At 59.8% G+C, this 23362-nt stretch carries 25 protein-coding genes; 9 read left to right on the plus strand and 16 right to left on the minus strand.

Annotated features, from left to right (window positions below; translation table 11 throughout):
- Positions 1–3: 3 nt before the first annotated feature.
- The 3 genes from map to B0E33_RS13560 form a co-directional block, all read right to left on the minus strand.
- Complete coding sequence (map, locus tag B0E33_RS13550; protein ID WP_055659942.1) at positions 4–774, minus strand: type I methionyl aminopeptidase; 771 nt, start codon at positions 772–774, stop codon at positions 4–6.
- A 1-nt stretch (position 775) separates the two neighbouring features.
- Positions 776–982, minus strand: coding sequence for a ParD-like family protein (locus B0E33_RS13555; protein ID WP_055659940.1), 207 nt, complete (start codon positions 980–982; stop codon positions 776–778).
- Positions 983–1099: 117 nt separating this feature from the next.
- Positions 1100–1702 carry a 2-hydroxychromene-2-carboxylate isomerase gene (locus tag B0E33_RS13560; protein WP_265733562.1) on the minus strand — a complete coding sequence of 201 codons (603 nt, stop codon included), beginning with the start codon at positions 1700–1702 and terminating at the stop codon, positions 1100–1102.
- A 156-nt stretch (positions 1703–1858) separates the two neighbouring features.
- Between B0E33_RS13560 and B0E33_RS13565 the strand changes: the two genes are divergently transcribed.
- A complete protein-coding gene (locus B0E33_RS13565; RefSeq protein WP_208997814.1) occupies positions 1859–2719 on the plus strand; it encodes a phosphatase PAP2 family protein in 861 nt (286 codons plus the stop codon).
- Between the two features lie 8 nt (positions 2720–2727).
- Here B0E33_RS13565 and B0E33_RS13570 read toward each other — a convergent pair whose 3' ends face one another.
- Both B0E33_RS13570 and B0E33_RS13575 read right to left on the minus strand, forming a co-directional pair.
- Positions 2728–2988: a hypothetical protein gene (locus B0E33_RS13570; protein WP_023002717.1), complete on the minus strand. Its 261-nt coding sequence runs from the start codon at positions 2986–2988 to the stop codon at positions 2728–2730.
- Positions 2989–3108: 120 nt separating this feature from the next.
- Positions 3109–3567, minus strand: a complete 459-nt coding sequence (locus tag B0E33_RS13575; protein WP_206051438.1) for a low molecular weight protein-tyrosine-phosphatase — start codon at positions 3565–3567, stop codon at positions 3109–3111.
- A 134-nt stretch (positions 3568–3701) separates the two neighbouring features.
- Here B0E33_RS13575 and B0E33_RS13580 point away from each other — a divergent pair, with 134 nt between their 5' ends.
- Entirely contained in the window at positions 3702–4001 is a 300-nt protein-coding gene (locus tag B0E33_RS13580; RefSeq protein ID WP_077291487.1) for a 4a-hydroxytetrahydrobiopterin dehydratase, read from the plus strand.
- Between the two features lie 32 nt (positions 4002–4033).
- Here the strand turns inward: B0E33_RS13580 and B0E33_RS13585 are convergent, their stop codons facing one another.
- Positions 4034–4267, minus strand: a complete 234-nt coding sequence (locus B0E33_RS13585; RefSeq protein ID WP_055660494.1) for a sulfurtransferase TusA family protein — start codon at positions 4265–4267, stop codon at positions 4034–4036.
- Positions 4268–4553: 286 nt separating this feature from the next.
- On the opposite strand from B0E33_RS13585, the gene B0E33_RS13590 reads away from it, so the two are divergent.
- Positions 4554–5351 (plus strand): substrate-binding periplasmic protein, encoded by a 798-nt coding sequence (locus B0E33_RS13590; RefSeq protein ID WP_167579541.1) that lies wholly within the window; start codon positions 4554–4556, stop codon positions 5349–5351.
- Positions 5352–5407: 56 nt separating this feature from the next.
- Complete coding sequence (locus B0E33_RS13595) at positions 5408–5959, plus strand: DUF924 family protein (RefSeq protein ID WP_077291489.1); 552 nt, start codon at positions 5408–5410, stop codon at positions 5957–5959.
- A 100-nt stretch (positions 5960–6059) separates the two neighbouring features.
- Here B0E33_RS13595 and B0E33_RS13600 read toward each other — a convergent pair whose 3' ends face one another.
- Positions 6060–7871: an amidohydrolase gene (locus tag B0E33_RS13600; RefSeq protein ID WP_077291490.1), complete on the minus strand. Its 1812-nt coding sequence runs from the start codon at positions 7869–7871 to the stop codon at positions 6060–6062.
- A gap of 677 nt (positions 7872–8548) precedes the next feature.
- Here B0E33_RS13600 and B0E33_RS13605 point away from each other — a divergent pair.
- The 3 genes from B0E33_RS13605 (at position 8549) to B0E33_RS13615 (ending at position 11801) form a co-directional block, all read left to right on the plus strand.
- The gene (locus B0E33_RS13605; RefSeq protein WP_006938248.1) at positions 8549–8887 is read left to right on the plus strand and encodes a P-II family nitrogen regulator; all 339 of its coding nucleotides are present in this window, start codon (positions 8549–8551) and stop codon (positions 8885–8887) included.
- 20 nt (positions 8888–8907) lie between these two features.
- Entirely contained in the window at positions 8908–10272 is a 1365-nt protein-coding gene (locus B0E33_RS13610; protein WP_055659930.1) for an ammonium transporter family protein, read from the plus strand.
- Between the two features lie 308 nt (positions 10273–10580).
- Entirely contained in the window at positions 10581–11801 is a 1221-nt protein-coding gene (locus B0E33_RS13615; protein ID WP_055660490.1) for an ammonium transporter, read from the plus strand.
- Between the two features lie 86 nt (positions 11802–11887).
- Here the strand turns inward: B0E33_RS13615 and B0E33_RS13620 are convergent, their stop codons facing one another.
- Entirely contained in the window at positions 11888–12571 is a 684-nt protein-coding gene (locus B0E33_RS13620) for an HAD family hydrolase (protein ID WP_077291491.1), read from the minus strand.
- Between the two features lie 70 nt (positions 12572–12641).
- Positions 12642–13466, minus strand: a complete 825-nt coding sequence (locus B0E33_RS13625; protein ID WP_077291492.1) for a carbohydrate ABC transporter permease — start codon at positions 13464–13466, stop codon at positions 12642–12644.
- A gap of 447 nt (positions 13467–13913) precedes the next feature.
- Here B0E33_RS13625 and B0E33_RS13630 point away from each other — a divergent pair, with 447 nt between their 5' ends.
- On the plus strand, positions 13914–14399 hold the full coding sequence (locus tag B0E33_RS13630) for a hypothetical protein (protein ID WP_077291493.1): 486 nt from the start codon (positions 13914–13916) through the stop codon (positions 14397–14399).
- A 24-nt stretch (positions 14400–14423) separates the two neighbouring features.
- Here the strand turns inward: B0E33_RS13630 and B0E33_RS13635 are convergent, their stop codons facing one another.
- The gene (locus B0E33_RS13635) at positions 14424–15311 is read right to left on the minus strand and encodes a cation diffusion facilitator family transporter (protein WP_077293305.1); all 888 of its coding nucleotides are present in this window, start codon (positions 15309–15311) and stop codon (positions 14424–14426) included.
- Between the two features lie 228 nt (positions 15312–15539).
- Positions 15540–16313, minus strand: a complete 774-nt coding sequence (locus tag B0E33_RS13640) for a DUF1223 domain-containing protein (RefSeq protein ID WP_208997817.1) — start codon at positions 16311–16313, stop codon at positions 15540–15542.
- A 327-nt stretch (positions 16314–16640) separates the two neighbouring features.
- Here B0E33_RS13640 and B0E33_RS13645 point away from each other — a divergent pair, with 327 nt between their 5' ends.
- Positions 16641–17807: a hypothetical protein gene (locus B0E33_RS13645; RefSeq protein ID WP_206051439.1), complete on the plus strand. Its 1167-nt coding sequence runs from the start codon at positions 16641–16643 to the stop codon at positions 17805–17807.
- A gap of 15 nt (positions 17808–17822) precedes the next feature.
- Here the strand turns inward: B0E33_RS13645 and B0E33_RS13650 are convergent, their stop codons facing one another.
- The 5 genes from B0E33_RS13650 to B0E33_RS13670 are packed head-to-tail and all read right to left on the minus strand — an operon-like array spanning position 17823 to position 23354.
- On the minus strand, positions 17823–18755 hold the full coding sequence (locus B0E33_RS13650; protein ID WP_077291495.1) for a diacylglycerol/lipid kinase family protein: 933 nt from the start codon (positions 18753–18755) through the stop codon (positions 17823–17825).
- A 3-nt stretch (positions 18756–18758) separates the two neighbouring features.
- On the minus strand, positions 18759–19976 hold the full coding sequence (locus B0E33_RS13655; RefSeq protein ID WP_077291496.1) for a glycosyltransferase: 1218 nt from the start codon (positions 19974–19976) through the stop codon (positions 18759–18761).
- A complete protein-coding gene (locus B0E33_RS13660) occupies positions 19973–21205 on the minus strand; it encodes an SAM-dependent methyltransferase (RefSeq protein ID WP_023002735.1) in 1233 nt (410 codons plus the stop codon). The genes B0E33_RS13655 and B0E33_RS13660 overlap by 4 nt, the downstream gene beginning before the upstream one ends.
- A gap of 16 nt (positions 21206–21221) precedes the next feature.
- Positions 21222–22157, minus strand: coding sequence for a fatty acid desaturase family protein (locus B0E33_RS13665; protein WP_055659916.1), 936 nt, complete (start codon positions 22155–22157; stop codon positions 21222–21224).
- Positions 22158–22214: 57 nt separating this feature from the next.
- Positions 22215–23354 carry a cyclic nucleotide-binding domain-containing protein gene (locus B0E33_RS13670; protein ID WP_077291497.1) on the minus strand — a complete coding sequence of 380 codons (1140 nt, stop codon included), beginning with the start codon at positions 23352–23354 and terminating at the stop codon, positions 22215–22217.
- Between the last annotated feature and the right edge of the window lie 8 nt (positions 23355–23362).

Consider the following 23362-nt stretch of genomic DNA (forward strand, 5'->3'; position numbering starts at 1 on the left):
CCTCTATCCTGTCAGGGCTGTTTCATCTCGGCGCAGGGTCAGAACCTCGACACCATCGGCGGTAACGGCGACCGTGTGTTCGAACTGCGCCGACAGCTTGCCGTCTTTGGTCACAACCTTCCAGCCGTCCTCTTCGGTTGAAACCCGGCTGGTGCCCTGGTTGATCATCGGCTCGACGGTGAAGACCATGCCTTCGCGCAATCTCATGCCCGTTCCGCGCCGTCCGAAATTCAGTACGTTGGGCTCCTCGTGCATTTCACGGCCGATGCCGTGCCCGCAATAGTCGCGCACCACCGAGTAGCCGTTCTTCTTGGCGTGTTTTTCGATTGCATGGCCGATATCGCCCAGATAGGCGCCCGGCTTTACCTGCTCGATCCCTTTCCACATCGCTTTCTGGGCAACACGCACCAGCCGTCTTGCGGCCGCACTGGCGTTTCCGACCACATAGGTCTTGCTGGAATCGGCAATGAAGCCGTCCTTTTCGAGCGTGATATCCAGATTGATGATGTCGCCGTCGCGGATGATCTCGTTCCGGTCCGGAATGCCGTGGCAGACGACCTGGTTGATTGAGCAATTCAGCACAAATTCAAAGCCGTATTGCCCTTTGCTGGCCGGACGGGCGGCAAGGTCCTCGGTTATGAAACGCTCCACCATGTCGTTGACGGCGAGTGTCGACATTCCGGCAAGGTCAACGCCATCGAGCATCTCGAAGACGGAGGCGAGCAACCTGCCCGAGTTGCGCATGAGTTCCAGTTCTTCGGGGGTCTTGACCATGTCAGGCAACCGCCGCATCTGCTGAGGGAGCCTGAGCTGCGTCGAGCTGCATCTTGATGATGTCGCTGAAGGACAGGGTCGGGTTGGCCTCGGCCAGCATTCCGATCTTCATCCAGAATTCGGCCTGCGCATTGATGGAGCGGCACATGACGGTGCTGGCCCGGCGGATTTCCTCGTGCAGACCCTCGTCGATCTTGACGATGCCCATGACTGTCTCCCGAAATGGATGGATATATGAAACGTATATGTTTCGTATATAGCCTTCGATCTCGGATCCCGCAAGCCGGGTTTTGAGTTGGGATATCGGATGAACGCGATGCGGTCTTCAGGCGTCCGTTTCAACCAGGTTTCCGGCTGCCTCGAGGGCCTGTTCCAGCCGGTCGTCGCCCCAGTAGAGGTCTCCACCTGGAATGACGAAACTCGGTGCGCCGAAGATGCCGAGTTTCTCGGCTTCGGTAACGGCCGCGCGCAGGCTTATCTTGTTTTCCCGGCTTTGGGCGGTTGACAGGGCCGTCCGGGCCGGGGCGCCGATTTCCAGCAGCAGTTCGGCCATCAGGCTTTCGTCGGCGATGTTCAGCCCCTGTCCGAATTCAGCGATGAAGACCGCACGGGTAAAGGCCCCTATCCAGGGCTGGTTCTGTGCTGCGTGTGCGATCCTGGCGGCCAGCAGTGCGTCCTGGGGAAAGGGAGACGGCAATGTGAACGGCAGGCCGTATTGCCTGCAAAGCCGTTCCATGTCACGCCACATGTAGTGGCCCTTGGCGGGATACAGGTTGAAGGGAGAAGTGGGCCAGCCCTGCTTCTTGAAGATCGGACCGAGCAAAAATGGCCGCCAGGCGATCTCAACGCCATAGTCGCTTGCCAGCGTTTCGATCCGCATGGCCGAGAGATAGCTGTAGGTGGATGCAAACTCGTACCAGAATTCCACCACCGGTTTCCGGTCCTGCCGCAATGACACTATATTCGTGCCGGTAGGGGCCGCAGGCGGCTGACTGTTTTTCACATTCCGCATCTCCGCAAAATCTGAACCGGCCGGTTTCAGGAAGGGATTGGATCGGGCAATCGGATGCGTTAAAGAGCAGCCATGACGCAAACCCAGCCCCAGCAGCATAATCCCAAGACCGGACTGAGCAAACTATCCATCTGGTGCATTAACCATTCGATGGTGTGCGTTGGGCTTTATATCTGCCTTGTGTCCCTGTTCTTTCTGGCGTTTCCCGGCGTCGATCTCTGGGCGAGCGGGCTTTTCCATTTTGGCGATGAGGGCTTCAAGGCCGAGAACGTCGCGTTCTTGCGCGATGTCCGGCATCTGGGACCGTTTCTTGTCCGGGTGATTGCGATCGTCTGCGTGGCGGTTCTGCTCATCAAGCTGCTGGTGCCGGGCCGTCAGCCGCTGATGCCACTGCGTCAGCCGGTGTTCCTGCTGTCGACGCTGATCCTTGGGCCGGGGGTTCTGGTCAACCTGATCCTGAAAGACAACTGGGGCCGCCCGCGGCCCCGCAATGTCGAGATCTTCGGTGGGGATCTGCCGTACCAGCCGGTCTGGAAAATCTCGAACTATTGCGACAGCAACTGTTCGTTCGTGTCCGGGGAAGGGTCGGCTGCCATGTGGCTGGTGGCAGCAGTTACCTTGCTGGTGCCCGCAACCTGGCGCAAGGGCGCACTCGTCTTTCTGATCCCGCTCGGCCTGATCCTGTCAGCCAATCGGGTGGCTTTCGGCGGGCACTTCCTGTCCGATACGCTGTTGTCCTGGGGCGTGACGCTGTTCCTGATCCTGGCGATCCACCAACTGCTTTATCGCAAGACCCCACCGCTGGTGAGCGATCGCCAGCTTGACGAGTGGTTCACCGTGAAGGGGCGGCGCTTGCAGCGGGTGTTGCAACGGCTGGCGGTTCGGGCGCGCCGGGCACTTCGCGGCATCGGTCGCGTTTTTGCCGAACGCTGACGAACACTCTACTTCTTGCGTGGTCTTGTGCGTTTCAGGATGCGGGCAAAGCGCAATGGCGAGCGGTCTTCCACCCAGGTAATGGCATCATTGAGCGGCGGCGTCTTGCGTCTTCGGCTGCGTAGCATGCGTGCCGCGCTCCGGTTCGTGCCGACAATGACAATCATGCCGAGCGCAAGCAGGGGGACGCCGGTCGGGATCGGCAGCCAGACCGTTACCAGCCCGGCCAGGATCAGCGCAGCCGCGAGAGACCACCACAGAATTTTCATTTTGGTGCCAAGGAAGTCGTGCAGATCAGACACCCATACACCGGTGTCTGAGACGGATTTATGAACCCGTGCCCGGCAATCCCCGGCTTGTCGTGTGGTCAAGCAGCGTGCCTGGCTTTGTCAGGCGCTCGTCATCAGGTCCTTAAGGAGACGTTGACCGCCAGTCCGCACGAGCTGGTACACCTGTTCAAAGCCGTCCGGGCCGCCGTAGTAGGGATCGGGAACATCCTGCGGCGGTCCGTTCAAAAGCAATCGAAGCCGGGGGCTGCTCGCTCCGCCCATGCGCTTGAGGGCCGCGAGATTGTCCCTGTCCATGGCGACGATGGTGTCGAAGCGGCGGAAATCGTCTGCCCGTACCTGCCGTGCCCTTTGGGCGGAGATATCGACCTCATGCCGCGCGGCTATCTCGATCGAGCGTGGGTCCGGTGGATTGCCGATGTGCCAGGCACCGGTTCCCGCGCTATCGACCACGAAACTGTCTGCCAGTCCTGCCTCCTGCACGATGTCCCGGAAGACGCCTTCCGCAAGTGGCGACCGGCAGATGTTGCCAAGGCAAACGAAGAGGACGGCGTGGGGCAAGCGGGTTATCCTTGAAACAGGCGCCAAGCGGATGCTGGCAGCCCGCCATTGGGCTGACACAGAACTGGATTAGGTGCACGGCAGGCAGATGGCTCGTTTTCGAGCCCGGCCGTTACGCAAAACAGGAGGACCAGATGGTTGAACGACTGAAGCCGGAAGACCGCGCCGCCGGATTGAACGATCTGCCGGGCTGGCACATGTGCGAAGACCGGGAGGCGATATCGAAATCCTTCAAGTTTCACAATTTCCGCGAAGCCTTTGCCTTCATGACCCAGATCGCGCTGGTGGCGGAAAAGATGAACCACCATCCCGAATGGTTCAATGTCTATCGCAGTGTCGATATCACCCTGTCGACCCATGACGTTGGCGGTCTCAGCAAACTGGACCTCCAGCTTGCGGCGGATATCGACAAGATTGCCGGCAAGATTCAGTGACACTTCAAGCCGGGTGCTGATCGTTTGTTGATCTAGCCGCCCTTGGTCAGCACGAACCGGTGGCCGCCCTCTATGCGCTCTGCTTCCAGCAGGGTATGGCCCTGCTCGTTGCAGAAATGGGGAATGTCGATTTCCGCCATCGGGTCCGTGGTCAAAACGGTCAGTTGCTCGCCGCTGGATAACCGGGTGAGGGCCTTGCGGGTCTTGAGCACGGGCAGCGGGCATTTCAGGCCCTTCAGATCGAGTGTCGTTCCGGTCGTCAACAAAGTCTCCGTTTCAGGGGCGCCGGTGGTGGGTCGAATTTTCTTCCCTTTGTTGGCCATTCATACAAGATTAGGAAGTCAAAACTAGCCTGATTTGCCGGTGTCGTCGGGGTGCAGGGATGAAAACCGTCCCAGGCGGCAAGCCAGGTGGGTCCGGTTCCGGAATGACGGCTGTCGCAAAGGCGCACCCGCAATCCGCCGGCAGGGTTTAACTGCAAGAAACAGCTTCTTCAAAGGTGCGGGACGATTGCATGGTGCAGGAATGAAAGCAGGACTCCGGAGCGCAATCATGCTTGCGGCCGCGGCCCTTTCGCTTGTTGCTGGCCCAGCAAAGGCAGACCCCGCCGAAATCCAGATCGTCACCCAGAGTTTCGCACCGCTGCAATGGGACAACGCGGGCAAGCCGGACGGTTATGTCACTGCCTATATGCTTGAAGTTGCCAGGCGGGTCGGAGAAACGATCCCGTTGAAGATCGGCGCTTACGAGTTCCTGCCCTGGAAGCGGGCAATGCTCTTGGCCGAAACCATGCCGAATGTGCTTTTCTTCTCGCTGTCGCGAACACCGGAGCGGGAAGACAAATTCATCTGGCTGGGCGAGGTCTCGCCCTATGGGCAGAATTTCTATCAGCTCTCGACCAGACCGAAGATCGAAGCCGACGCGGTCGAGGACCTGCGTGATCAGAACGTGAGGATCGGCGTTCAGGACGGTTCCAATCTACTTTCCTACCTGAAACAGCTCGGGTTCGAGGAAACCGGGAACCTGGTGCCGATCACCGATTTTCACCAGGGTATCGAGATGCTCTACCTGGAGCGGATCGATGTCCTGCCGCTGACCGGGTTCCTGGCAGTGGCCAGCGCCTGCAAGCAGGGATACGACGGCGGCCTGCTGCAGCCGGTGGTCTTTGTCGAAGCACTTGCCAACCCGCTGTGGGCCGTGTTCAGCCAGGGGACGGATCCCGCGCTGGTCGAGGCGTTCAGGCAGGAAATGACCGCCCTGAAGGACAGTGGCTTTCTGGACGCCCAGACACGGCAACACCAGGTCAACTGGCAGACATTGGCCTGCGGCGCGTTGACAGCGGGCAAGTGAAGCTGGCAGGAACGGATCGCACCCCTTCCACTCCTTCATCTCCGGAAATTGCCGCCATGACAGACCAGCCGATCACCTCCCTCGACGTTCTCGATTTCTGGTGGAACGCCGGGCCGGCGAAATGGTTCGCAAAGGACGACAAGTTCGACAAGTTGTGCCGGGACAGGTTCCTGGCCGCTATCGAGGATGCGGCTGAGGGCAAGCTCGATGGCTGGGCGGATACGGCCGATGGTGCGCTCGCGCTCCTGATCCTGCTTGACCAGTTCCCGCGCAATGTCTTCCGCGGCAGCCCCAAGGCTTTCCGGGCGGACCCGAAGGCCGTAGAGGTCGCCGAAAAAGCGCTTGATCGTGGTTTTGACAGGGCGTTTCCCAAGGAGGCGCGCGGCTTTTTCTACCTGCCGTTCGAGCACGCAGAAGACATGGCGCATCAGGAAAGGTCTGTTGACCTGTGCCGCGTCCTTGGCGACACGGAACTCTATCACTACGCGCTGATCCACCTCGACGTCATCCGCCGCTTCGGCCGCTTTCCGCATCGCAATGCCGTTCTCGGCCGGCAATCGACACCGGAAGAAATCGCCTATCTGGAAAGCGGCGGCTTCTCAGCCTGAGGATCTGCCCGGGAGCTGCTTCTGCGGTTGAGGCATTGACCGAGTTGCCCTGTCTTCAGGACGGCCTTCGGAGGCCGTCCCGACGCAGCATGCGGTCTGCTTACTGATTGGAAACGCCGCTCAAGCCGTCATACATTGCATGCATCAGATGATGCGCAGCTTCCAGATTGCCAAAGACCGGAAATTGCGGGGAGAGGTCGCCCCGACGGCTGTCTTTCTGTGCGTCATAGACCAGATTTCCGTCTTTCACTGTCCCTTCGATCTTTATCCCGGCCAGCTTCTCCGGATCGATCGCCGTCGGGTCTTCGGACAGCAGAACGAAATCGGCCAGCTTGCCGACTTCGATCGACCCCTTGTCGTTTTCCTCGAATTGTTGCCACGCGGGCCAGATGGTCATGGCTTTCAAGGCGGTCATGACGTCTACCCGCTGGCTCGGGCCGAGGATGTCGCCCGAACGGGTGCGCCGTGTGACCGTCGCTGAGAGAATACGCATGCTGTCCGGGAAGGCGACGGGAGCATCGTGATGGGAGCCGAACTTCATGCCGCGTTCGCGCACCCAGCCAGTTGGCGAAATATTGTCCGCGTTCACCGGGCCAACTGTGTGGTCTCGGTGCCAATCGCCCCAGTAGAAGGTGTGCATGGGAAACAGGGACATGAAGACGCCAAGCCGCTTGTAGCTGTCCACCTGGTCTTCACGCAGAAACTGGCCGTGGATGAGCACCGGCCGGTTGCCGGGGTCTCCATATTTTTTCTGGGCCGCGCCAATGGCGGCAATCAGCATGTCGGAGGCGCCTTCGCCATTGGCATGCGTGATGATCTGGATGCCGTTTTCGTAGCACCAGTTCACGGCGTCCTGAACCTTTTCCATCGTAACCGACGCATAACCGGCATAACCGGGAGGATAATCGCCGACGGGATCGTAGTAAGGCCGGTCTCGCAAGGCGGTAAAGCCTTGTGGCGAGCCATCGATGGTCAGCTTGCATCCGCCCACGCGCACTTTGCCTTCGTAGTCGCGCGAAACATGCTGGGCGATGTAATCCTTCGCTTCGAGCACGTCGGGATAGGCGATAACGTCCACCGGAAGACCCTTGTCCGCGTCCACCGCCTTCAAGGCTTCGACCACCGCCCCGGAAGAGCGGCCATCCTGCGCGGTCGTATATCCGTAGCGCATCCAGAGGTCTGCTCCGGCTTCCGCGAAAGCAGACAGTCCTTCCGGCCCCAGAGTTCCGAGCAGCGGGATGAGCACATTGAAAAAGGCATATTCTTCAAGAACGCCATTGGGAGTTCCATCCGAAGTGCGCTGAATGACACCGCCTTCCGGATTTTCGGTCGAGGCGGTGATCCCCGCGAGTTCAAGCGCCTTGGAATTGGCAACACCGAGGTGGCCTGACTGATGCACGATCACGATCGGGACTTCCGTCGAGACCGCGTCGAGATCCTCACGCGTTGGATGGCGGAGTTCGGCCAGTTGTGCGTTGTCGTAGCCGAAGCCGATGATCATCTTTACCTTGTCGACTGTCGCAGCGTTCTTCTCCGCCCAGGCTTTCAGCGTTGCCTGCAAGCTGGCGATATCCGTGACTTTGCCGTCCGGCGGCGCAAGCAAGTTCGCCGAAAGGGCCTGAATTCCGCCCATGACCACGTGTCCGTGGCTATCTACGAACCCCGGTAGCATCGTCCGGCCGTTCAAATCGAACGCCTCCGTCGTTTCGCCTTTAAAGGCCGAAATATCGGCCAACGTTCCTGCCGCCAGTATGCGCCCGTCTTTCACCGCGACGGCTTCAACCTTCGGCTGACTGTCATTGATGGTCAGGATGGGGCCGCCGGAATAGATGGTGTCGGCCACGTCCTGCGCGCTCGCAAGACCCGGCAAGAACGAAAGGGCGATGGCCGCTAGCTTGGCACTGTGTCTCATTTCAGCCTCTGCCGGTTGGTCCGTTGGGATGGGGTCATTGAAAGACAGAGCAACTAATGGCTGCATCTGCCGGGGTTGCGTCTGAAAAGTATACTCCAGGATCCCGAACAAGCTCGAACTTATTCGATGTGGCAGCCCTTTCTCTGACGGTTTCGTAAACAGGCGTGCAGCGCCAGTCCTCCACCTGCAACTTGAGATACGGATTGTGCCTCCGCACTGAGGCGGAAGCTGCTTTCACGGCGGGCTGCCGCCGCAGTGGCGAGGCGCGGCCGTTTGCACTGCCGTAACTTTGTTGACCGGTTCAGGTGCCGCATTTTTATGCGAGGAGCGATTGCCGGTCTTTTGTGCACAATTTTTAACCTCGAAAGTGTGCCGTGTGTAAAAAATAGGCAGAAAAACTGCCTGAAAAGCCGTCATCCCATTTATGCCACAAAGTTGGCTCCGGCGTTTTTTGCACTGCAAAACCGCGGGATTCCGCGAAAGACTCTCCGAAGAAGCCAAGTTGGCACGGTCCTTGATTAGTAAGAGCCGACACCGGCCCGGGGCCACGACACGTGGTGAAGCCGAAGACCTGAGAAGATCCTTCCAGAGGGGGACAGAACCAGGCGCAGTTTCCGGGGTGGTAGGCCGAGCTTCTTCGACGGGAAGGGGCGCTAAGAAGGGGAATGGAACGAGCAATGAAAATAGTGATGGCCATCATCAAGCCGTTCAAGCTCGACGAAGTGCGCGATGCCTTGACCAGCATCGGCATCCAGGGGCTGACGGTGACTGAAGTGAAGGGCTATGGCCGCCAGAAGGGGCACACCGAAATCTATCGCGGCACCGAGTATGCCGTCAGCTTCCTGCCGAAGCTGAAGATTGAAGTCGCTGTGGATGCCGCCTCCGTCGACAAGGTCGTCGAAGTGATTTCCGGCGCTGCCAAGACCGGCCAGATCGGGGATGGGAAGATCTTCGTTCATTCGATCGATCAGGTCGTGCGCATCCGTACCGGCGAAACCGACGCCGAAGCTCTGTGATTTAGGTAAGGAAACGTATCATGAAAAAACTAGTCGCTAAGGGCGCGACGGCGCTGGCTCTGTTGAGCCTTACGGCTCTGCCGGTGCTTGCGCAGGATACCGAGGCTGCCGCTGCAGCTCCAGCCGCAGTCTCTCCCGAGGTTGCCTATATCTTCAATACGCTGCTGTTCCTCATCGGTGGTTTCCTGGTCATGTGGATGGCCGCCGGCTTTGCAATGCTTGAAGCTGGTCTCGTCCGCTCCAAGAACGTTTCGATGCAGTGCCTGAAGAACATTACGCTCTACGCCATCGCTGGCCTGATGTTCTGGATCACCGGCTACAACCTGATGTACACCGGCGTTGACGGCGGTTTCATGGGTTCCTTCGGCCCTTACGCGTTTGACGCCGTCGGCGGCGACGCACTCGACACCGGTTACTCCACGGCGTCCGACTGGTTCTTCCAGATGGTCTTCTGTGCGACCACCGCGTCGATCGTGTCCGGTACGCTCGCCGAGCGCATCAAACTGTGGCCTTTCCTGGCTTTCACCGTTGTCCTGACGGGCATCATCTACCCGATCACCGGTTCCTGGGAATGGGGCGGCGGCTGGCTCAACGGCGAAGCCGTGAAGGCTATCGGCGGCGCTGAGTTCTCCGACTTTGCCGGTTCCACTCTCGTTCACTCCGTCGGTGGCTGGGCTGCTCTGGCCGGTGCGGTTATCCTCGGTGCCCGTAAAGGCAAGTATGGTGCGGATGGCTCCGTGCACCCGTTCCCGGGTTCCTCCATGCCGCTCGCAACCCTCGGCACGTTCATCCTGTGGCTGGGTTGGTTCGGCTTCAACGGTGCGTCCCAGCTTGCCATGGGTTCCATCGGTGACGTCTCCGACATCTCCCGCATCTTCGCCAACACCAACATGGCTGCTGCTGCCGGTGTCGTCGTCGCGGTTGTTCTCACCCAGATCCTCTACAAGAAGGTCGACGTGACCATGGCTCTGAACGGCGCTCTGGCAGGTCTGGTTGCCATCACCGCAGAACCGCTTGCCCCGAGTGTGTGGGTTTCCGTCTTCGTCGGCGGTGTCGGTGGCGTGATCGTGGTCTTCGCGGTTCCGATGCTCGACAAGTTGAAAATCGACGACGTCGTCGGCGCCATCCCGGTTCACCTGCTGGCAGGTATCTGGGGCACGCTCATCGTACCACTCTCCAACTCCGACGCTTCCTACGTCACCCAGCTGATCGGTATCGTTTCCATCGGTGCGTTCACCCTGGTCGTAAGCTCGGTGATCTGGTTCGTCCTCAAGGCAACCATGGGTATCCGGGTGTCCGAGGAAGAAGAGGCCCTTGGTCTCGACAAGGTCGAAATCGGTGTGGAAGCCTATCCGGAATTCGGAACCGGCTCCGGCCGCCTCTAAGGCGGCACCGACAAAAATCTCCCAGGCGGTCTATTGGCTCAGACCGCAAACTTGGAAAGCCCGGGGGCAACCCCGGGCTCTTTTTTTGGTTGGTTGCCCTGAGTTTCTGCTTTTGCCTAAAAAAATTGCGAATGATTACAAAATAATCGATCCGCACGTTCCCTTTGGTGGGGTCTCCAAAGGTTTCGATTAATAAATCGGCTGATTTCCGGGTCTTTTTTGAGCTTTTGCCCGTTTGGCATGCAGTTTGAATGCTTTGCGCTCCGAAACGCAAAAACAAACGGCAAATTGCCTATCTGGGGGTCAATATGAATGAAACCGGGGTCGGGGCGGACGTCTTTTTCGTCCTTGTGGGAGCTATTCTCGTTTTCGCCATGCACGGCGGCTTCGCTTTTCTGGAAGTCGGCACCGTCCGGCAAAAGAACCAGGTCAACGCGCTGGTAAAAATCCTTGTCGACTTTGCCCTGTCGACAGTGGCGTATTTCTTCGTCGGATATGCGGTTGCCTACGGCACCACGTTCCTGGTGAACGCGGCGACCTTGTCAGGTGGTGGTGAAGGCTTCGAACTTCAGGGTCTGAGCCTGGTGAAGTTCTTCTTCCTCACAACATTTGCCGCCGCAATTCCGGCGATCATCTCCGGCGGCATCGCGGAACGCATGAAGTTCTGGCCGCAATGCCTGGCCACCGTTGCGCTGGTCGGCATCGTCTATCCGTTGTTCGAAGGTCTGGTCTGGAACGGCAATTTCGGATTCCAGGGCTGGCTGGAAGCAACCTTCGGCGCGCCGTTCCATGACTTTGCAGGCTCTGTGGTGGTGCATGCGGTCGGCGGCTGGATCGCGCTCGGCGCCGTTCTGCTGCTGGGTGCCCGCATGGGCCGTTACGACCGCAACGGCCGTCCCATCGGTATTCCGCCCTCATCGCTGCCCTGGCTCGCCATGGGATCCTGGATGCTTTGTGTCGGCTGGTTCGGTTTCAACGTGATGACGGCTGCCTCACTTGAGAGCATTTCCGGTCTTGTGGCGATCAACTCGTTGATGGCCATGGTTGGCGGCATTCTTGTGGCGCTGGTCGTCGGCCGGAATGATCCGGGCTTCGTGCACAACGGTGCGCTGGCCGGCCTCGTTGCCGTCTGTGCCGGTTCGGACGTCATGCACCCGATCGGCAGCCTGATTGTCGGGGGTGTCGCCGGCGGCGTCTTCGTAATCGGTTTCGAGATCTGCCAGAACAAGCTGAAAATCGACGACGTTCTGGGTGTCTGGCCGCTGCATGGCATCTGCGGAGCGTGGGGTGGTATCGCCGCTGGTTTCTTCGGGCTCGAGGCTCTGGGCGGCCTTGGCGGTGTGTCTCCCGTTTCGCAGGTTATCGGTACGGTTCTGGGGGCGGTCTACGCCCTTGGGGCGGGTCTTGCCGTCTACGGTATCCTGAAAGCGACGATGGGTCTGAGGCTGTCTCAGGAAGACGAGCACCGCGGAGCGGATCTTTCGATCCACAAGATCAGCGCAAATCCGGAACACGATCTCGGGCGCTAGAATGGCCTGCCGCGCGCCGGTAACGGCGCGCGGATCTCTCAGAAGATTCGGGTTCTGTCAGATTTTTGGATCGACCCAAAACAGCCTCAGGCTGCTGTGCTTTCACTGATCAGCAGAGCGGCCAGGTTGTCATGGCTGTCGACAACCCGATGTGCACCGGCGGCAAGCAGCTGTTCCGCGTGGCCATCGTGACAATGACCGCCGCCGACAAAACCCCATACCGTCATGCCGGCGGCAAGGCCCGCCTTCACGCCGTTGACACTGTCTTCCACGACGAGCGCGGCTTTCGGGTCCACGCCCAGCTTATCCGCCGCGAACAAAAACAGATCTGGCGCGGGTTTGCCGTTGGTTACCTGCTCGCCTGAATAGATATGCGGCTCGAAATAAGGGAAGAGCCCCGTGTGCTGAAGCTTGTGGGTCAGCCGGTGCAGGCGGGAGGAGGAGGCGACGGCACGTGGGCCGTCATGGGCTGCCAGCAGCTGTTTGATACCCTTGATTTCCGCCAGTTCGCGGTCGATTCGCGCCTGGGTGGCAGCGTCCAGATCCGGTCCGAATGTTGCTGGCAGCGGTCCCTTGCCAAGGGTCTGGTAATCCGCGTCGAGCGCCGCCCAGAAATCCGTGCTGCCCAGGCCCTGGAACCGGTCCATATACTCATGAAGCTCGTACTTCAGGCCGATCCGGGCCAGATGTTCGCGTTCGACATCGACATAGATGATTTCCGAATCCACCAGAACGCCGTCACAGTCGAACAGGATCGCTTCAAATGCCATGGATGAGGTGCCTTTCGGGTCGTTCTGGAAAAATTGGGGCAGGGACCGCCGGTTTCAATGCCGGATGTCGTCAGTGTGAGCCGTCGAACAGGCCTTTAACGACTTGTCGTTGAAACAATATGACAAGCAGGGCCGGAGGCACGAACGCGAGTACCGCCAGCATCAGTCCGCGCAGGCTGGAATTGCCGAAAAACTGCATGCCGCGCACCAAGGTGTAGGTGCTTTCCTCCGAGGTGACCATTACCGGCCACAGATACTGGTTCCAGCCGTTGACAAACATGACCAGGAACAGCGCGGCCGCTGTCGGCAGCGACAGGGGAACCAGGATGTCCTTGAAGAACTTCAGCGGACCAGCGCCGTCGATCCTGGCCGATTCCAGCAGCGCATCCGGAACCGTCATCAGGAACTGGCGGAAGAACAGCGTCCCAAGGCCGGAGGCGACCAGCGGCAGGATGAGGCCCGCACGCGTGTTGACGAGGCCAAGTTCGACGGTCACGGCATAGGTCGGCAGGAACCGGGATTCCAGAGGCAACAACAGGGTCAGCAGAAGCACGGCGAAGATGGCGCTGGCAAAGCGGGCCCGAAAATAGATCAGCGCATAGGCTGTCATGAGGGACAGAACGACCTTCAGGGTCGCAAATCCAGCGCCCAGCAGGAAGGAATTCCACATCATCGACAATGCTGTGACGTCACCGGAAAAGCCCGCGCCGGTCTGCAGAAAGTGTCCGTAGTTTTCCAGCGTGCTGCCGCCAAGGTCGAGCCGTGGCCGGACCCTTCCGCCTTCATGGGTGGTCGCAGCAAAGATCGAATAGACCGGCAGTGTCATCAGAAGGGCACCGCCAATCAGGATCAGATGATCAACAAGCTGGGCCTGCCAGCGCCGCCAGTTGGGCATATGAGACTGGTTCCTCAAATCGTTCCGAAGTAACCGGGGCGTGCTGCGGGGACGGAGCGGTGAAATCTCGACGTTGCCGGGGCAGGCGCCAAGACAGTTCCGCAGTGAGCAAATGCCCGGTTCAGACCCGTCGGTGAGACGGCGGCGAGGATCGCCGGGTGCAGAGTATTATGGATTGTGACGGGCGAGGGCAAGACGCAATTCGGTCTGCCTGCAGGTGCCGCCGGCGGGAGACAGGCTGGTTGGCCGGGCCGGAAAAGACCTCGTCCGATAACGTAGCGTTCCGAAAGTGCTGCCATTTTAGGAGTGGCCGTTCTGGAAGTAGTTTTTAACCCGATCCTGTCCCTTGAGTGACAGGGAGCAGTTCTTCAGGCAATATTTCGCGGTATTACGAGACTTTCTTCATCCTGAAAGCCATGTTGCACATTTGGTGCCGGGGGGCGCGATATGACACGGATACTTCTTTATAATGGTGAGCTTGAATTTTTGACGCGGGGCTATATGGCCGCGCATTCCGGTTACAGCTATTCCTCGACCGATGAAATTCTGGGTCATCTGGTTCAAAACGCGCCATCGGGTGGCTTCGGCGTGGTCGAGCTGGTCTTTCACAGCGGCGTTCCCGGTCAGGTGACCCTTCTGGATGCAGACTGCGTAGGCGGATTCACGGCGGCCAGTCCGGTCGGGATGGTGTCGCACAGTTCCGGGATGGAGAACTTTTGGAGAACGCTGGGCCAGTATATCCGCCCTGGCGGCGTCCTTTCCCTCAATGCCTGTTCGATCGCGGAGGGGCGCGCCGGCGGGCACCTGCTTCGGCATCTCTGCCGCGCCATCGGTGGTGGCAAGCGGGTTTGCGGTGGGCTGGGCGACCAGACCTCCGGTGTCTTCGAGTATAACAACGCCTCGCTCATGCGCGGTTATCCCTACTATTTTTAAGACCAGAGGGTTCGGGGCCACCCCCTAGAGCACCACAATGCCGGAATGCTTGGCCTTGTGTTCCGGTTCGACGTGAATGGTGATCCGGGCTCCGGGGACATCTTCGACAATGGCAATCTCGATCCGGTCGCAGATCTCATGTGCCTTGTCGACGGACATTTCGCCCGGCACCACCAGGTGAAAATCGATGAAGGTGGATTTGCCGGCAATGCGAGTGCGCAGGTCGTGTGCCTCCAGGGCGCCTTCGCCATGTTCGGAAATCAGAACACGGATCTTGTCCAATGTGTCGTGCGAGGCAGCTTCGTCCATCAGTCCGCCGACGGATTCCTTGACGAGGCCCCAGCCGGACCAGAGAACGGTGAGGCCGACAAGAACCGCAAGCGCGGGATCCATGACTTTCCAGCCGGTGAGCATCACCAGCACAACACCGCCCAGAACCCCGACGGAGCTGACCACATCGGTCATCAGGTGCTTGCCGTCCGCAACAAGCGCAGGTGATCTTGCGTGTTTGCCATATTTCATCAGGTAACGCGCCCAGGCGCCGTTGATGACGGCGGCAAGCAGGTTCATGCCGATACCGGCTGGCGAATATTCCGGACTGTCGCCACTGATGAAGCCGAGCCACGCCGCGCGGAAAATCGACAGGGCGGCAAGCACAATCATAACGCCGACGAGAACCGCCGCGAAATACTCAACCTTGTCGTGGCCGTAGGGGTGGTTGCTGTCGGCGGGTTTGGCGGCGAACCAGACGGCTGCAAGCGTTGCGATGGCGGACGCGATATTGACCGTCGTTTCCAACGCGTCGGAATAAAGCGCTATGGAGCCGGTCAGCAGGTAGGCGCCGATCTTGAGACCCAGAACGATCACACCGAAAACGATGCTCAATAAGGCTATCTGAAGCCTGCGCTTCAACTTCATGCGTTCCCCCAGGACCGATTTGCTTCACCAGACGCCGGCAAAGCAGAGAACCTGACCGGCCACTGGGTCTTGCAAACCGTGCGCCAACAAGGCGTTCACGGTTCAACGGGCGGCCGAACGGGGCAAGGGGTAGCAGTTTTCTCGGGGGTTACAACCCGGCTTTGAAGCCGGCGGGCTCGTTTTTCAGAGGGAATTGATATTTGGCCACACCACAGCGGCGGTTCACAGACCGCCGCTCTTGTTCATGGTTGCCGCACCGATGATCCGGCCGGGCCCGTCGGGATTTTCAAGCTGCACGACAACTGCGCAGCGGGCATCGCCTTTCAGCATCAGTTTGGACTTCGGCATGCGGAATGTCTCCTGGCCGCCGGACCACATCCCCATCGGCTGCAGATTGCGCACCACGTTGACGTAACGCACCTTGCGGCCCGCGTTTTCACCACGACCGATATCAACGAGGGCTTCATCTTGCATGCGCAGGAAATAGACGGTCGCCATGTTGAAGCCCTTGGGCAGGGAGCCATTCACCGTTGCCTGGACGACCATGTCGGTAATCTTCAGGTCGATTGTCGCGGTAAAGGGGTCGGTACGTGCCAATGCGGCCCTTACATCGCCTTCGCGGCTGCCGACGACGTGTTCCTCGCCGTTGATCACCATTTGCGGGGTGTAGACCGACCGGTCGCCGCGCCGCGCGGCATAGGCCCGCTGACGCTGCGAGTTGACGGGACTTGCCAGCGTGTCCTTCCAGCCGAGATAATCCCAGTAGTCGACGGGCATCACCATGGTCAGGACGTTGTTATCTTCCTGCACCAGCTTTTCCGCCAGCCGATCGGCCGGCGGGCACGAGGAGCAGCCTTGGCTGGTAAACAGTTCGATGACTTTTTCGGGTTGCGCCTGCGCGCCGTTGATTGGCGCGGCCAGGGCAACTATTCCGCCGGTTACAATAAGCGCGGTGCGGAGGGCCTTGCCGGCCTTCCGGGAAAACGATCCCACCATTTGGCTCAATTCCTTGTTCGATTGCCCCTAAAATATGCAATGGAGCACTCAACCGAAAGTCACGAGCGGGTGACTTTCGTCTTAGACGGCCTCATTCGCGCGTTTGTGACAAGGCCTCACCATTTGGCGTGCCAGGCGTCTTGTGGAAAATACAGGTCGAAACGGGCGTTAGCGTTCTGGCCTGTCTGGCTTTCGTGACCTGCGATGGTGGATTGTCTCGGGGGGAGAATCATGTGTTCTGGTGTCTCACGCCAGCCTGCTGCCTCCTTCGCTTCAGGGCGCTGGCCGATCGTTGCCCGTGGTTCTGGCTGTTGAAACTGGAGACAAGTGCCCCTGTCTGGCGAACGTACCAAAGGTCAAGAGATCCATGACTTTGCGGTTCTGACGAGTGCCGCCCTGCCGTGGATGACCGGACCGTCCTTCATCTCGCTGTGGCACGCCTGCGGGTTGGCAACGCTTGGCTATCGGGTTGTCTATGTTCTTCCCTGGCTGGATGAGGTTTCACAGCAACGGCTGTGGGGCGAGACCCGTTTCGTCGATTTTGACGAGCAGGTCGACTGGCTCCAGACGGAACTTGAAGCCTTCGGACCCTACAAATTTCCGGAATGCCGGCCTTATCGGGCAAGGTTTGTGGCAGGCATGGGGTCGATCGTGCCGATGGAAGACGTCTATCGCGCCGCGCCGCCGGCCCGGTGCCTGATCGCGAGCGAGCCGGAGCATCTGTGCTGGTATCCGGTAACGACCAGGCGCAGAGGCATCCGGGCGGACAAGACGATCGGCCTCAGCATGACGGATTATGAAACCTACATCCGCATGTCCGGGTTGCCGTTTCCAAACAGCCTCGCCCGGCTGGTATCTTATCTGCACGGCCGCGCCCTGCGGCTGCGCATCGATCTGCCCCTCAGCCTGTCGCCCGCCCTCACCCTGCCGGGCATCACAATGCCTGTGGAACGGGTGACCGGTGTCATGCCCGGTTACGCGCAGGTGCCTCTCGTTACGCAGGAAACCGAAGGGATCTATTTTCTCGGGGCTTTCCTCTGGGAGAAAGGCCTGGACGACCTCGCCCGCATCGCTGCCCGTGCAAAACGGCCCATCGATGTCATTGGCGGAGGGCGCGATGAAGCAGAGTTTCGCGCCTTCGCACGAGAGGAAGGTGCGGATTTGCGGTTCTTCGGACCGAACCGGCGGTTCTGGTCCGATATCGGACGATACCGGGTGATGGTGAACCCTTCACGCAGCGAAATCCTGTGCACGGCAACCGCCGATGCGCTGGTTGCCGGCCGGCATGTCATCCTGCCGGACTGTCCAGGCAACCTTCCCTACAGGGCCTATCCCAATGCGCATTTCTACACCGAGCTGGAAGGGGCTCTCGAGGCGCTGGAGTACGCGTTGACGACTGTGCCGGAGCCGCCCGTTGCCGCGCGCGAAGACTTCGACTGGATGAGCGCATGCCGTCGGCTGGTCCATCTTGCCGGGCTGGAAAGACGAGATTGATCCTAAAGGCTCGTGTTATCGCCGGGACACCGGGACGCACAGGCGTATCGGCTGCTCGCAAACCGAGATCTGCGCAGGGGCATGCGCGACGATATCGCCGTCGGCCTGTATCGGGTCGCCCCGGGGACCCAGGATTTCGACTGTTCTGGCCGGCTGTTGGGCAACGAGACCAAGCCGCAGGAGCAGGCCTGCCGGTATCAGCAGAAAGCGTCCGAAGACAGACAGAGCGCTGCCTGGAGGAAATATCGTTGCGCAAAAAGACGGGTTGGCGAGGTCGCATTTCGGTGCGAGGACAAATGTCCCGCCATATCGTTTGCCACGGCTGACGATCAGCGTCGCTGCCTTTTCTGGCTCATCGTCCAGCCGGACGTCCACCGGCGGGCAGGACCATCGCCGCAGTGTCCGGAAAACTTCGATCAGATAGGCGGCCTTGCCGAAGCGGGTCTTGGTGGCACGGCTGAGATCCGAAACAACCTGGGCGTCCAGCCCGATGCCGGCCATCATCATGAAGCGGTGCCCGTTGACCTGGCCCGGCCGGATCTTAAGGATGCGCGCTTCCGCAAGGCAGTTCGCGATCCGGTGTGGATCCGTGCCGATGCCGAGCTCGTGCGCCAGCACGTTCGCTGTGCCGAGCGGTATGAGCCCCAGGGGCGGCGTCTGCGGGCCGGCACCCTGGATTGCATCGTTGATCGTGCCATCGCCGCCCGCGATTGCCAGGATATCGGCGTTGTCTGATGTCGTTTCCCGAACGAAACCGGCGGCATCGCCCGCCTTCGTCGTGATCAGGATTTCGCACGTGTGACCGCGTGCCTCAAGCAGCGCCATTACCGCCTTGAAACGCTTCTCGCGCTTGCGGCCTGTGCGGGGATTGTAGACGACCCTGATCTTCAGGCCATGCTCTTGAGGGCGGCTGCCACCCGTCGCGGGGCCCTGGTCGTCCTCAGGCATCGCTCAGGCTCTGGACACGTGCCGGGCGTGCGGCAATTCACCGACCGGTTGCAAGGAGCCAGCTGCCGGAACACGGGAAGCGGCGATGCGGTCCATGATCTCAAGAATGTCGGCGGGCGATGTGTTGGCGGCAACCGGTTGCCGCGCCTGGCCGCTCTCGATGGCGGACATGGCCGCCTTGAAACTCTCGCTGAAATCGGAGGACGTCGAAAAGGCCAGTCCGGCTCCCGTCTTCGTCACGTAGCGCAGGACCGCAGCTTCCTGCGGCAGTGCCAGGCTCTTGTCGAGCAGCATGGATACGCCAAGTGCCATGGCTTCGCTGGTGCTGCCCGGACCCGGCTTGCCGATGAAGAGATCGCTGGCGGAAAGATATTGGGCGACCCTGTCGGTAAACCCGAGAACCTGGACCGGAAACGGCAGGTCCATGGCGCGCAGCTGATCGGCAAGCGCTTCGTTCCGGCCGCAAAGAAACACCACCTGGGCGTTATGCGGAATGTCGCGCATCGCGGTTGCCAGTTCGATCATGCGCATGCTGCCCTGGGCACCATAGAGCACGGTCACGACAGGCCTTGCAGGATCAAGGTTCAGCGTTTCCCGGCTGGAGCGTTGGGCGGGGTCGGTGAATTCCGGCCGGATCAGCAAGCCGCCCATCGCATGGATCTTGCCGGCAAGCTTTGGCAGTTTTTCGGCATTCCGCAGGGCGTCCTGCGTGCCGCAAATTGCGTGATAGTCCGCCCGGTTGGGAAACCAGACACCTTTCGCCAACTCTGCCCAGTCCGTGATCATCACGGCGCCTTCCGGCAGCGGGCCTTCCGTTATGCCAGCGCGGTAGCGTTTCAGCGCCTCCAGCATCACCCGGTTGCCGAGCGGCATGACCGACAGCACGATGTCCGGGCGAATATCTTCGAAATGCCGGGAAAGAATACTGATGGCCGGCGGTTCGCAGAAGACGTAGTTCAAGCGCAAGGCCGCATAAAACAGCCAGCAGGTGAGGCCGGTACGTCCCTGACGCAAAATGACCTCGTTGTAGATATTCTCCCCTGTGCGTGATCCGAAGCGGCTGAAGAGGTCGAGATGCGGGATCAGCGATGTATAGGGATTTATCAAGCTGACCCGGTATCTGCCGGACCCTTCGAGGCATGCTTTCAGGGCGAAGGCGCTGGCCCTGTGGCCACCGCCTGCGTCCGTATAGATCACTGCCACATGGACGGGTTCCGTCATGCACCACCTTCTGAAGATGTACCGGCCGGGGAAGTGCCGGACTTCGGCAGGACCAGATGCTCCCGGGTCATCGGGACATCGTTTTTCAGGCCCCTGGTCATCAGCAGATGGTACAGCCGGTTGTCGCCCCAGCTGAAGGAGGAACTTGCGACTTCCAGATACAGCCGGAAGCTTCTGACGAAGGTGTCGTCATACATTTCGCGGATACGGTCGATATTGGCGTCGAAATTGGCGAGCCAGTATTTGACCGTCGGCGGATAGTGCAGCCGGATATTCTCAAGGTCGATCATGTAGAGATCATTGTTGCCGGCAGCCTCGACCATGGTCGTCAGCGGCGATGCCTGAGTTCCCGGGAAGATGTATTTGTCGATCCAGGGGTCGATCGGCCTGGGGATTTCGTTGCCGATCGTGTGGACGAAGGCAAGGCCCTGCGGCTTGAGAATGTGTGCGATCCGTTCGAAGACCGGTGCGATCTGGGCATTGCCCATGTGTTCGACCATGCCGATCGAGGCAACCTTGTCGTAAAGGCCGTCCGCTTCGCGAGCGTCCTGCAGGCGGATCTCGATCTTGTCGGAGAGGCCGCGCTCGGCGATCTTCTGAATCGCATAGTCGCGCTGTTCTGCCGAAATGGTGAAGCCTACGCCCGTGATGCCGTAGTTTTCGGCGGCATACATCAGGAAGCCGCCCCAGCCGCAACCGAGATCGGCAACATGTTCACCCGGCTTCAGGCACAGCTTGCGGCAAACCAGTTCCAGCTTGTTGTTCTGTGCTTCATCCAGCGTATTGTCGGGCGAGGTGAAATAGGCACAGGTGTAGATCATGCCCTTTCCGAGCAGGATCTCGTAAAAATCGTTGCCGATGTCGTAGCTGAAGGAAATGTTCTCGCGCGAGCGGGCAATGGTGTTGCGTGCGCGCAAGAAGTGGAAGGCCAGTTTGATCCGCAGCATCAACGACATGGGCCGTTCCGCGAAATCGATGGCAAAGCCCAGGTAGAAGAGCTTCTTGATGTCGCCTTCCACCTCGATGTCGCCCAGCATGTAGCTCTCGCCAAAGCCCATGAAGGCATCCGAAAGCACCCTGGAGAGAGCCCGCTCGTTCTTGAAATGCAGAATGAACTCTGGCTCGGTCCCGATGGAGAAGCCGGTTCCGTCCCAGTATCGGACCTCGAACTGCGCATCGGGAGAGGCCGCAGACATGGCTTCTGCGAGCTGGCGAATAACGTCTTTCATCGGCGGGCTTTCTAAATCAATGAAGAGAATTTGCAGGACGGCGTTTGGGGCCGCTGATCGCGGTCCAAAGCGAAATGATGCTGTCCCGGTACTCGGGAATGGTGCGCTTCAGCTCCTCGTGGAGCGCGGGCAGATTGTGATAGGGCACCCCGGGATACATGTGATGTGCCGTATGAAAGCGGAAGCCAACGGGCTGCACGATCAGGGCCAGCGGAGACTCGATCGTGAAGCTGTCGATCATCTGGTCTTCCCGTCCGGAGGTTTCGGCCAGGCGTTCCAGTTCATGTTCCAGCGGGATACGCGCGGTCAAAAGCGCCCAGCCCAGAACCAGGACGGCATAATAGAAAGGCAGCGCCGCGGGGAAGAAGATGATTGCCGCAATGAAGAGCGCGAGCGTAACCCGGGCGTGCCGGGTCACTTCGGCCTGCTGTTCCGGTGTCAGGGCGGAGCTGAGCGAAAAGCCGAGCTTCTCCGTCGCCCAGCGATCGAGCGCAGCTTCGACCCGGAACGCACCGAGCGCGGCGGTCACCGTCATCAGAAGGTTGGTAAAGGGCACCACAAAGGGGATCACGAGCAGAACCATGGCCATGGCAAACGCATTGCCGCGCACCAGCGGGTATTGCGGATCCTCGGGCGTTCCGAAAATGCCGAGCCGATGATGGGCCAGATGCGGCAGTTGAAACCGCAGCGGTGGAACCATCACGATGAGCGCCACGGTCCAGGTGTAGAGCGCCCGGAAACCGCGCAGCTTGTCGTCCTTGATGTGAACGATTTCGTGGCAGAAAAGTCCTGCGCGGTGCAGGCCGAATGTCGCCAGCAGCCAGGGCAGGATAACCATCGGCCAGGAGGCGTTCAGACCCCACGCAAACCCGACGACAAAAAGCGCCAGATAAAAGCAGAAATCGCGATAGTAGATGGCTGGTCGCGGTATGAAATAGTCACGGGCAATCATGTCGTTCCAACCTTCAGCGATAGGGTCGAGCAAGCAGCACTAGCTTAGGCTTGCGTCTCAGATCAAGCCTGTATTGAAGGCCGCGACACCCATCATGTAGTGAATCAGGATCACACCGGCGATGTTCTGATGCCTGATGTAGATCCAGCCGAAGATAAATCCGGTGCCGATTGTCATCAGCACGGCCGGAATGCCGAAATGAAGGTGGAACATTCCGAACAGCACCGAGGCGAGAAGGACCGACCGCCATTTGCCCTGGTCTCCCAGGAAACGCTGGAAGGAAGACTGCAGAAAGCCCCTGGCGATGATTTCCTGTAGGGCACTGTGAAGAAAGTAGCTCAGTGTTCCCAGCAGGTTGAAGGGCAGTGGCTTGCCGGGTAGCGCGTCGAAATATTTGAGCACTGCCGCCAGTCCCCAGGCAAAGATACAAAGCCCGACCGAAATGATCGCGCCCTCGATCAGGGATTTCTTCAGGCCGACGGTTGTCAGTCCGAGCGCCGAAATCGAAATGCCCATGTGCCGGATGACAAAGAGGCTTGGCACCATCAGGATGGCGAGATACTGCCAGGCGAAGACTTCGGTATAGACGTCCACGTTGACGATCGTCCGCGCCAGGACGTTGTTCACCAGCGTGCCGATGGACATCATGATCAGCGAATAGACGAAAAACTTGCCGAACTGCTGCTGTTCGTTCCGGAGGTCCAGTTCACGCTGCAGGGCTGCGACATGCTCCTGCGTGGAGGCGCGCATGCGCCGTGTCACGAAGGATGCCAGAGCCCCCTTGAATTCTGCAAGTCTGGCTTCGCCATCGGCCAGTTCGAGGATCCGCTCCGGCTCGATTTCAAGCACGGCACCGGCTGTTTCAGCACGCACGGTTGCCGAGCGTGGTTCACCGTCGAGAAGCGCCATTTCGCCGAAAGGTTGCCCCGGCCCAATTTCCGCAACACGGTGGTCCGAGGCCGTGCCGTCACCCTTGCGATAGATGCCGAAGGTGCCTTCGAGAACGATGTAGAGCCCGTCGCTTGTCTCGCCCTCGACGATGACGTCCTGATGCGCCGCGACCGGCACCCTGCGCGAGGCCGCCCGTACCGCATCGGCGACCCGCTGCGGCATGAACTCCGTCATCCGATGAAAGATCGTTTCAAGATCTTCCGTTTCCTGGACCTTTTCTTCAACGGGGATGGAAGCCGTGCGCATGGGGTTAC

The organism is Roseibium algicola, from assembly GCF_001999245.1.
Taxonomy (GTDB): Bacteria; Pseudomonadota; Alphaproteobacteria; order Rhizobiales; family Stappiaceae; genus Roseibium; species Roseibium algicola.

Bases quoted from the DNA above. Each gene is read 5' to 3' on its own strand.
- B0E33_RS13670 (WP_077291497.1), bottom strand. From the start codon at position 23,354: ATGCGCACGGCTTCCATCCCCGTTGAAGAAAAGGTCCAGGAAACGGAA.
- B0E33_RS13555 (WP_055659940.1), bottom strand. From the start codon at position 982: ATGGGCATCGTCAAGATCGACGAGGGTCTGCACGAGGAAATCCGCCGG.
- B0E33_RS13570 (WP_023002717.1), bottom strand. From the start codon at position 2,988: ATGAAAATTCTGTGGTGGTCTCTCGCGGCTGCGCTGATCCTGGCCGGG.
- map (WP_055659942.1), bottom strand. From the start codon at position 774: ATGGTCAAGACCCCCGAAGAACTGGAACTCATGCGCAACTCGGGCAGG.
- B0E33_RS13630 (WP_077291493.1), top strand. From the start codon at position 13,914: ATGACACGGATACTTCTTTATAATGGTGAGCTTGAATTTTTGACGCGG.
- B0E33_RS13600 (WP_077291490.1), bottom strand. From the start codon at position 7,871: ATGAGACACAGTGCCAAGCTAGCGGCCATCGCCCTTTCGTTCTTGCCG.
- B0E33_RS13580 (WP_077291487.1), top strand. From the start codon at position 3,702: ATGGTTGAACGACTGAAGCCGGAAGACCGCGCCGCCGGATTGAACGAT.
- B0E33_RS13620 (WP_077291491.1), bottom strand. From the start codon at position 12,571: ATGGCATTTGAAGCGATCCTGTTCGACTGTGACGGCGTTCTGGTGGAT.
- B0E33_RS13655 (WP_077291496.1), bottom strand. From the start codon at position 19,976: ATGACGGAACCCGTCCATGTGGCAGTGATCTATACGGACGCAGGCGGT.
- B0E33_RS13610 (WP_055659930.1), top strand. From the start codon at position 8,908: ATGAAAAAACTAGTCGCTAAGGGCGCGACGGCGCTGGCTCTGTTGAGC.
- B0E33_RS13615 (WP_055660490.1), top strand. From the start codon at position 10,581: ATGAATGAAACCGGGGTCGGGGCGGACGTCTTTTTCGTCCTTGTGGGA.
- B0E33_RS13660 (WP_023002735.1), bottom strand. From the start codon at position 21,205: ATGAAAGACGTTATTCGCCAGCTCGCAGAAGCCATGTCTGCGGCCTCT.
- B0E33_RS13640 (WP_208997817.1), bottom strand. From the start codon at position 16,313: ATGGTGGGATCGTTTTCCCGGAAGGCCGGCAAGGCCCTCCGCACCGCG.
- B0E33_RS13605 (WP_006938248.1), top strand. From the start codon at position 8,549: ATGAAAATAGTGATGGCCATCATCAAGCCGTTCAAGCTCGACGAAGTG.
- B0E33_RS13665 (WP_055659916.1), bottom strand. From the start codon at position 22,157: ATGATTGCCCGTGACTATTTCATACCGCGACCAGCCATCTACTATCGC.
- B0E33_RS13625 (WP_077291492.1), bottom strand. From the start codon at position 13,466: ATGCCCAACTGGCGGCGCTGGCAGGCCCAGCTTGTTGATCATCTGATC.
- B0E33_RS13650 (WP_077291495.1), bottom strand. From the start codon at position 18,755: ATGCCTGAGGACGACCAGGGCCCCGCGACGGGTGGCAGCCGCCCTCAA.
- B0E33_RS13565 (WP_208997814.1), top strand. From the start codon at position 1,859: ATGACGCAAACCCAGCCCCAGCAGCATAATCCCAAGACCGGACTGAGC.
- B0E33_RS13595 (WP_077291489.1), top strand. From the start codon at position 5,408: ATGACAGACCAGCCGATCACCTCCCTCGACGTTCTCGATTTCTGGTGG.
- B0E33_RS13590 (WP_167579541.1), top strand. From the start codon at position 4,554: ATGCTTGCGGCCGCGGCCCTTTCGCTTGTTGCTGGCCCAGCAAAGGCA.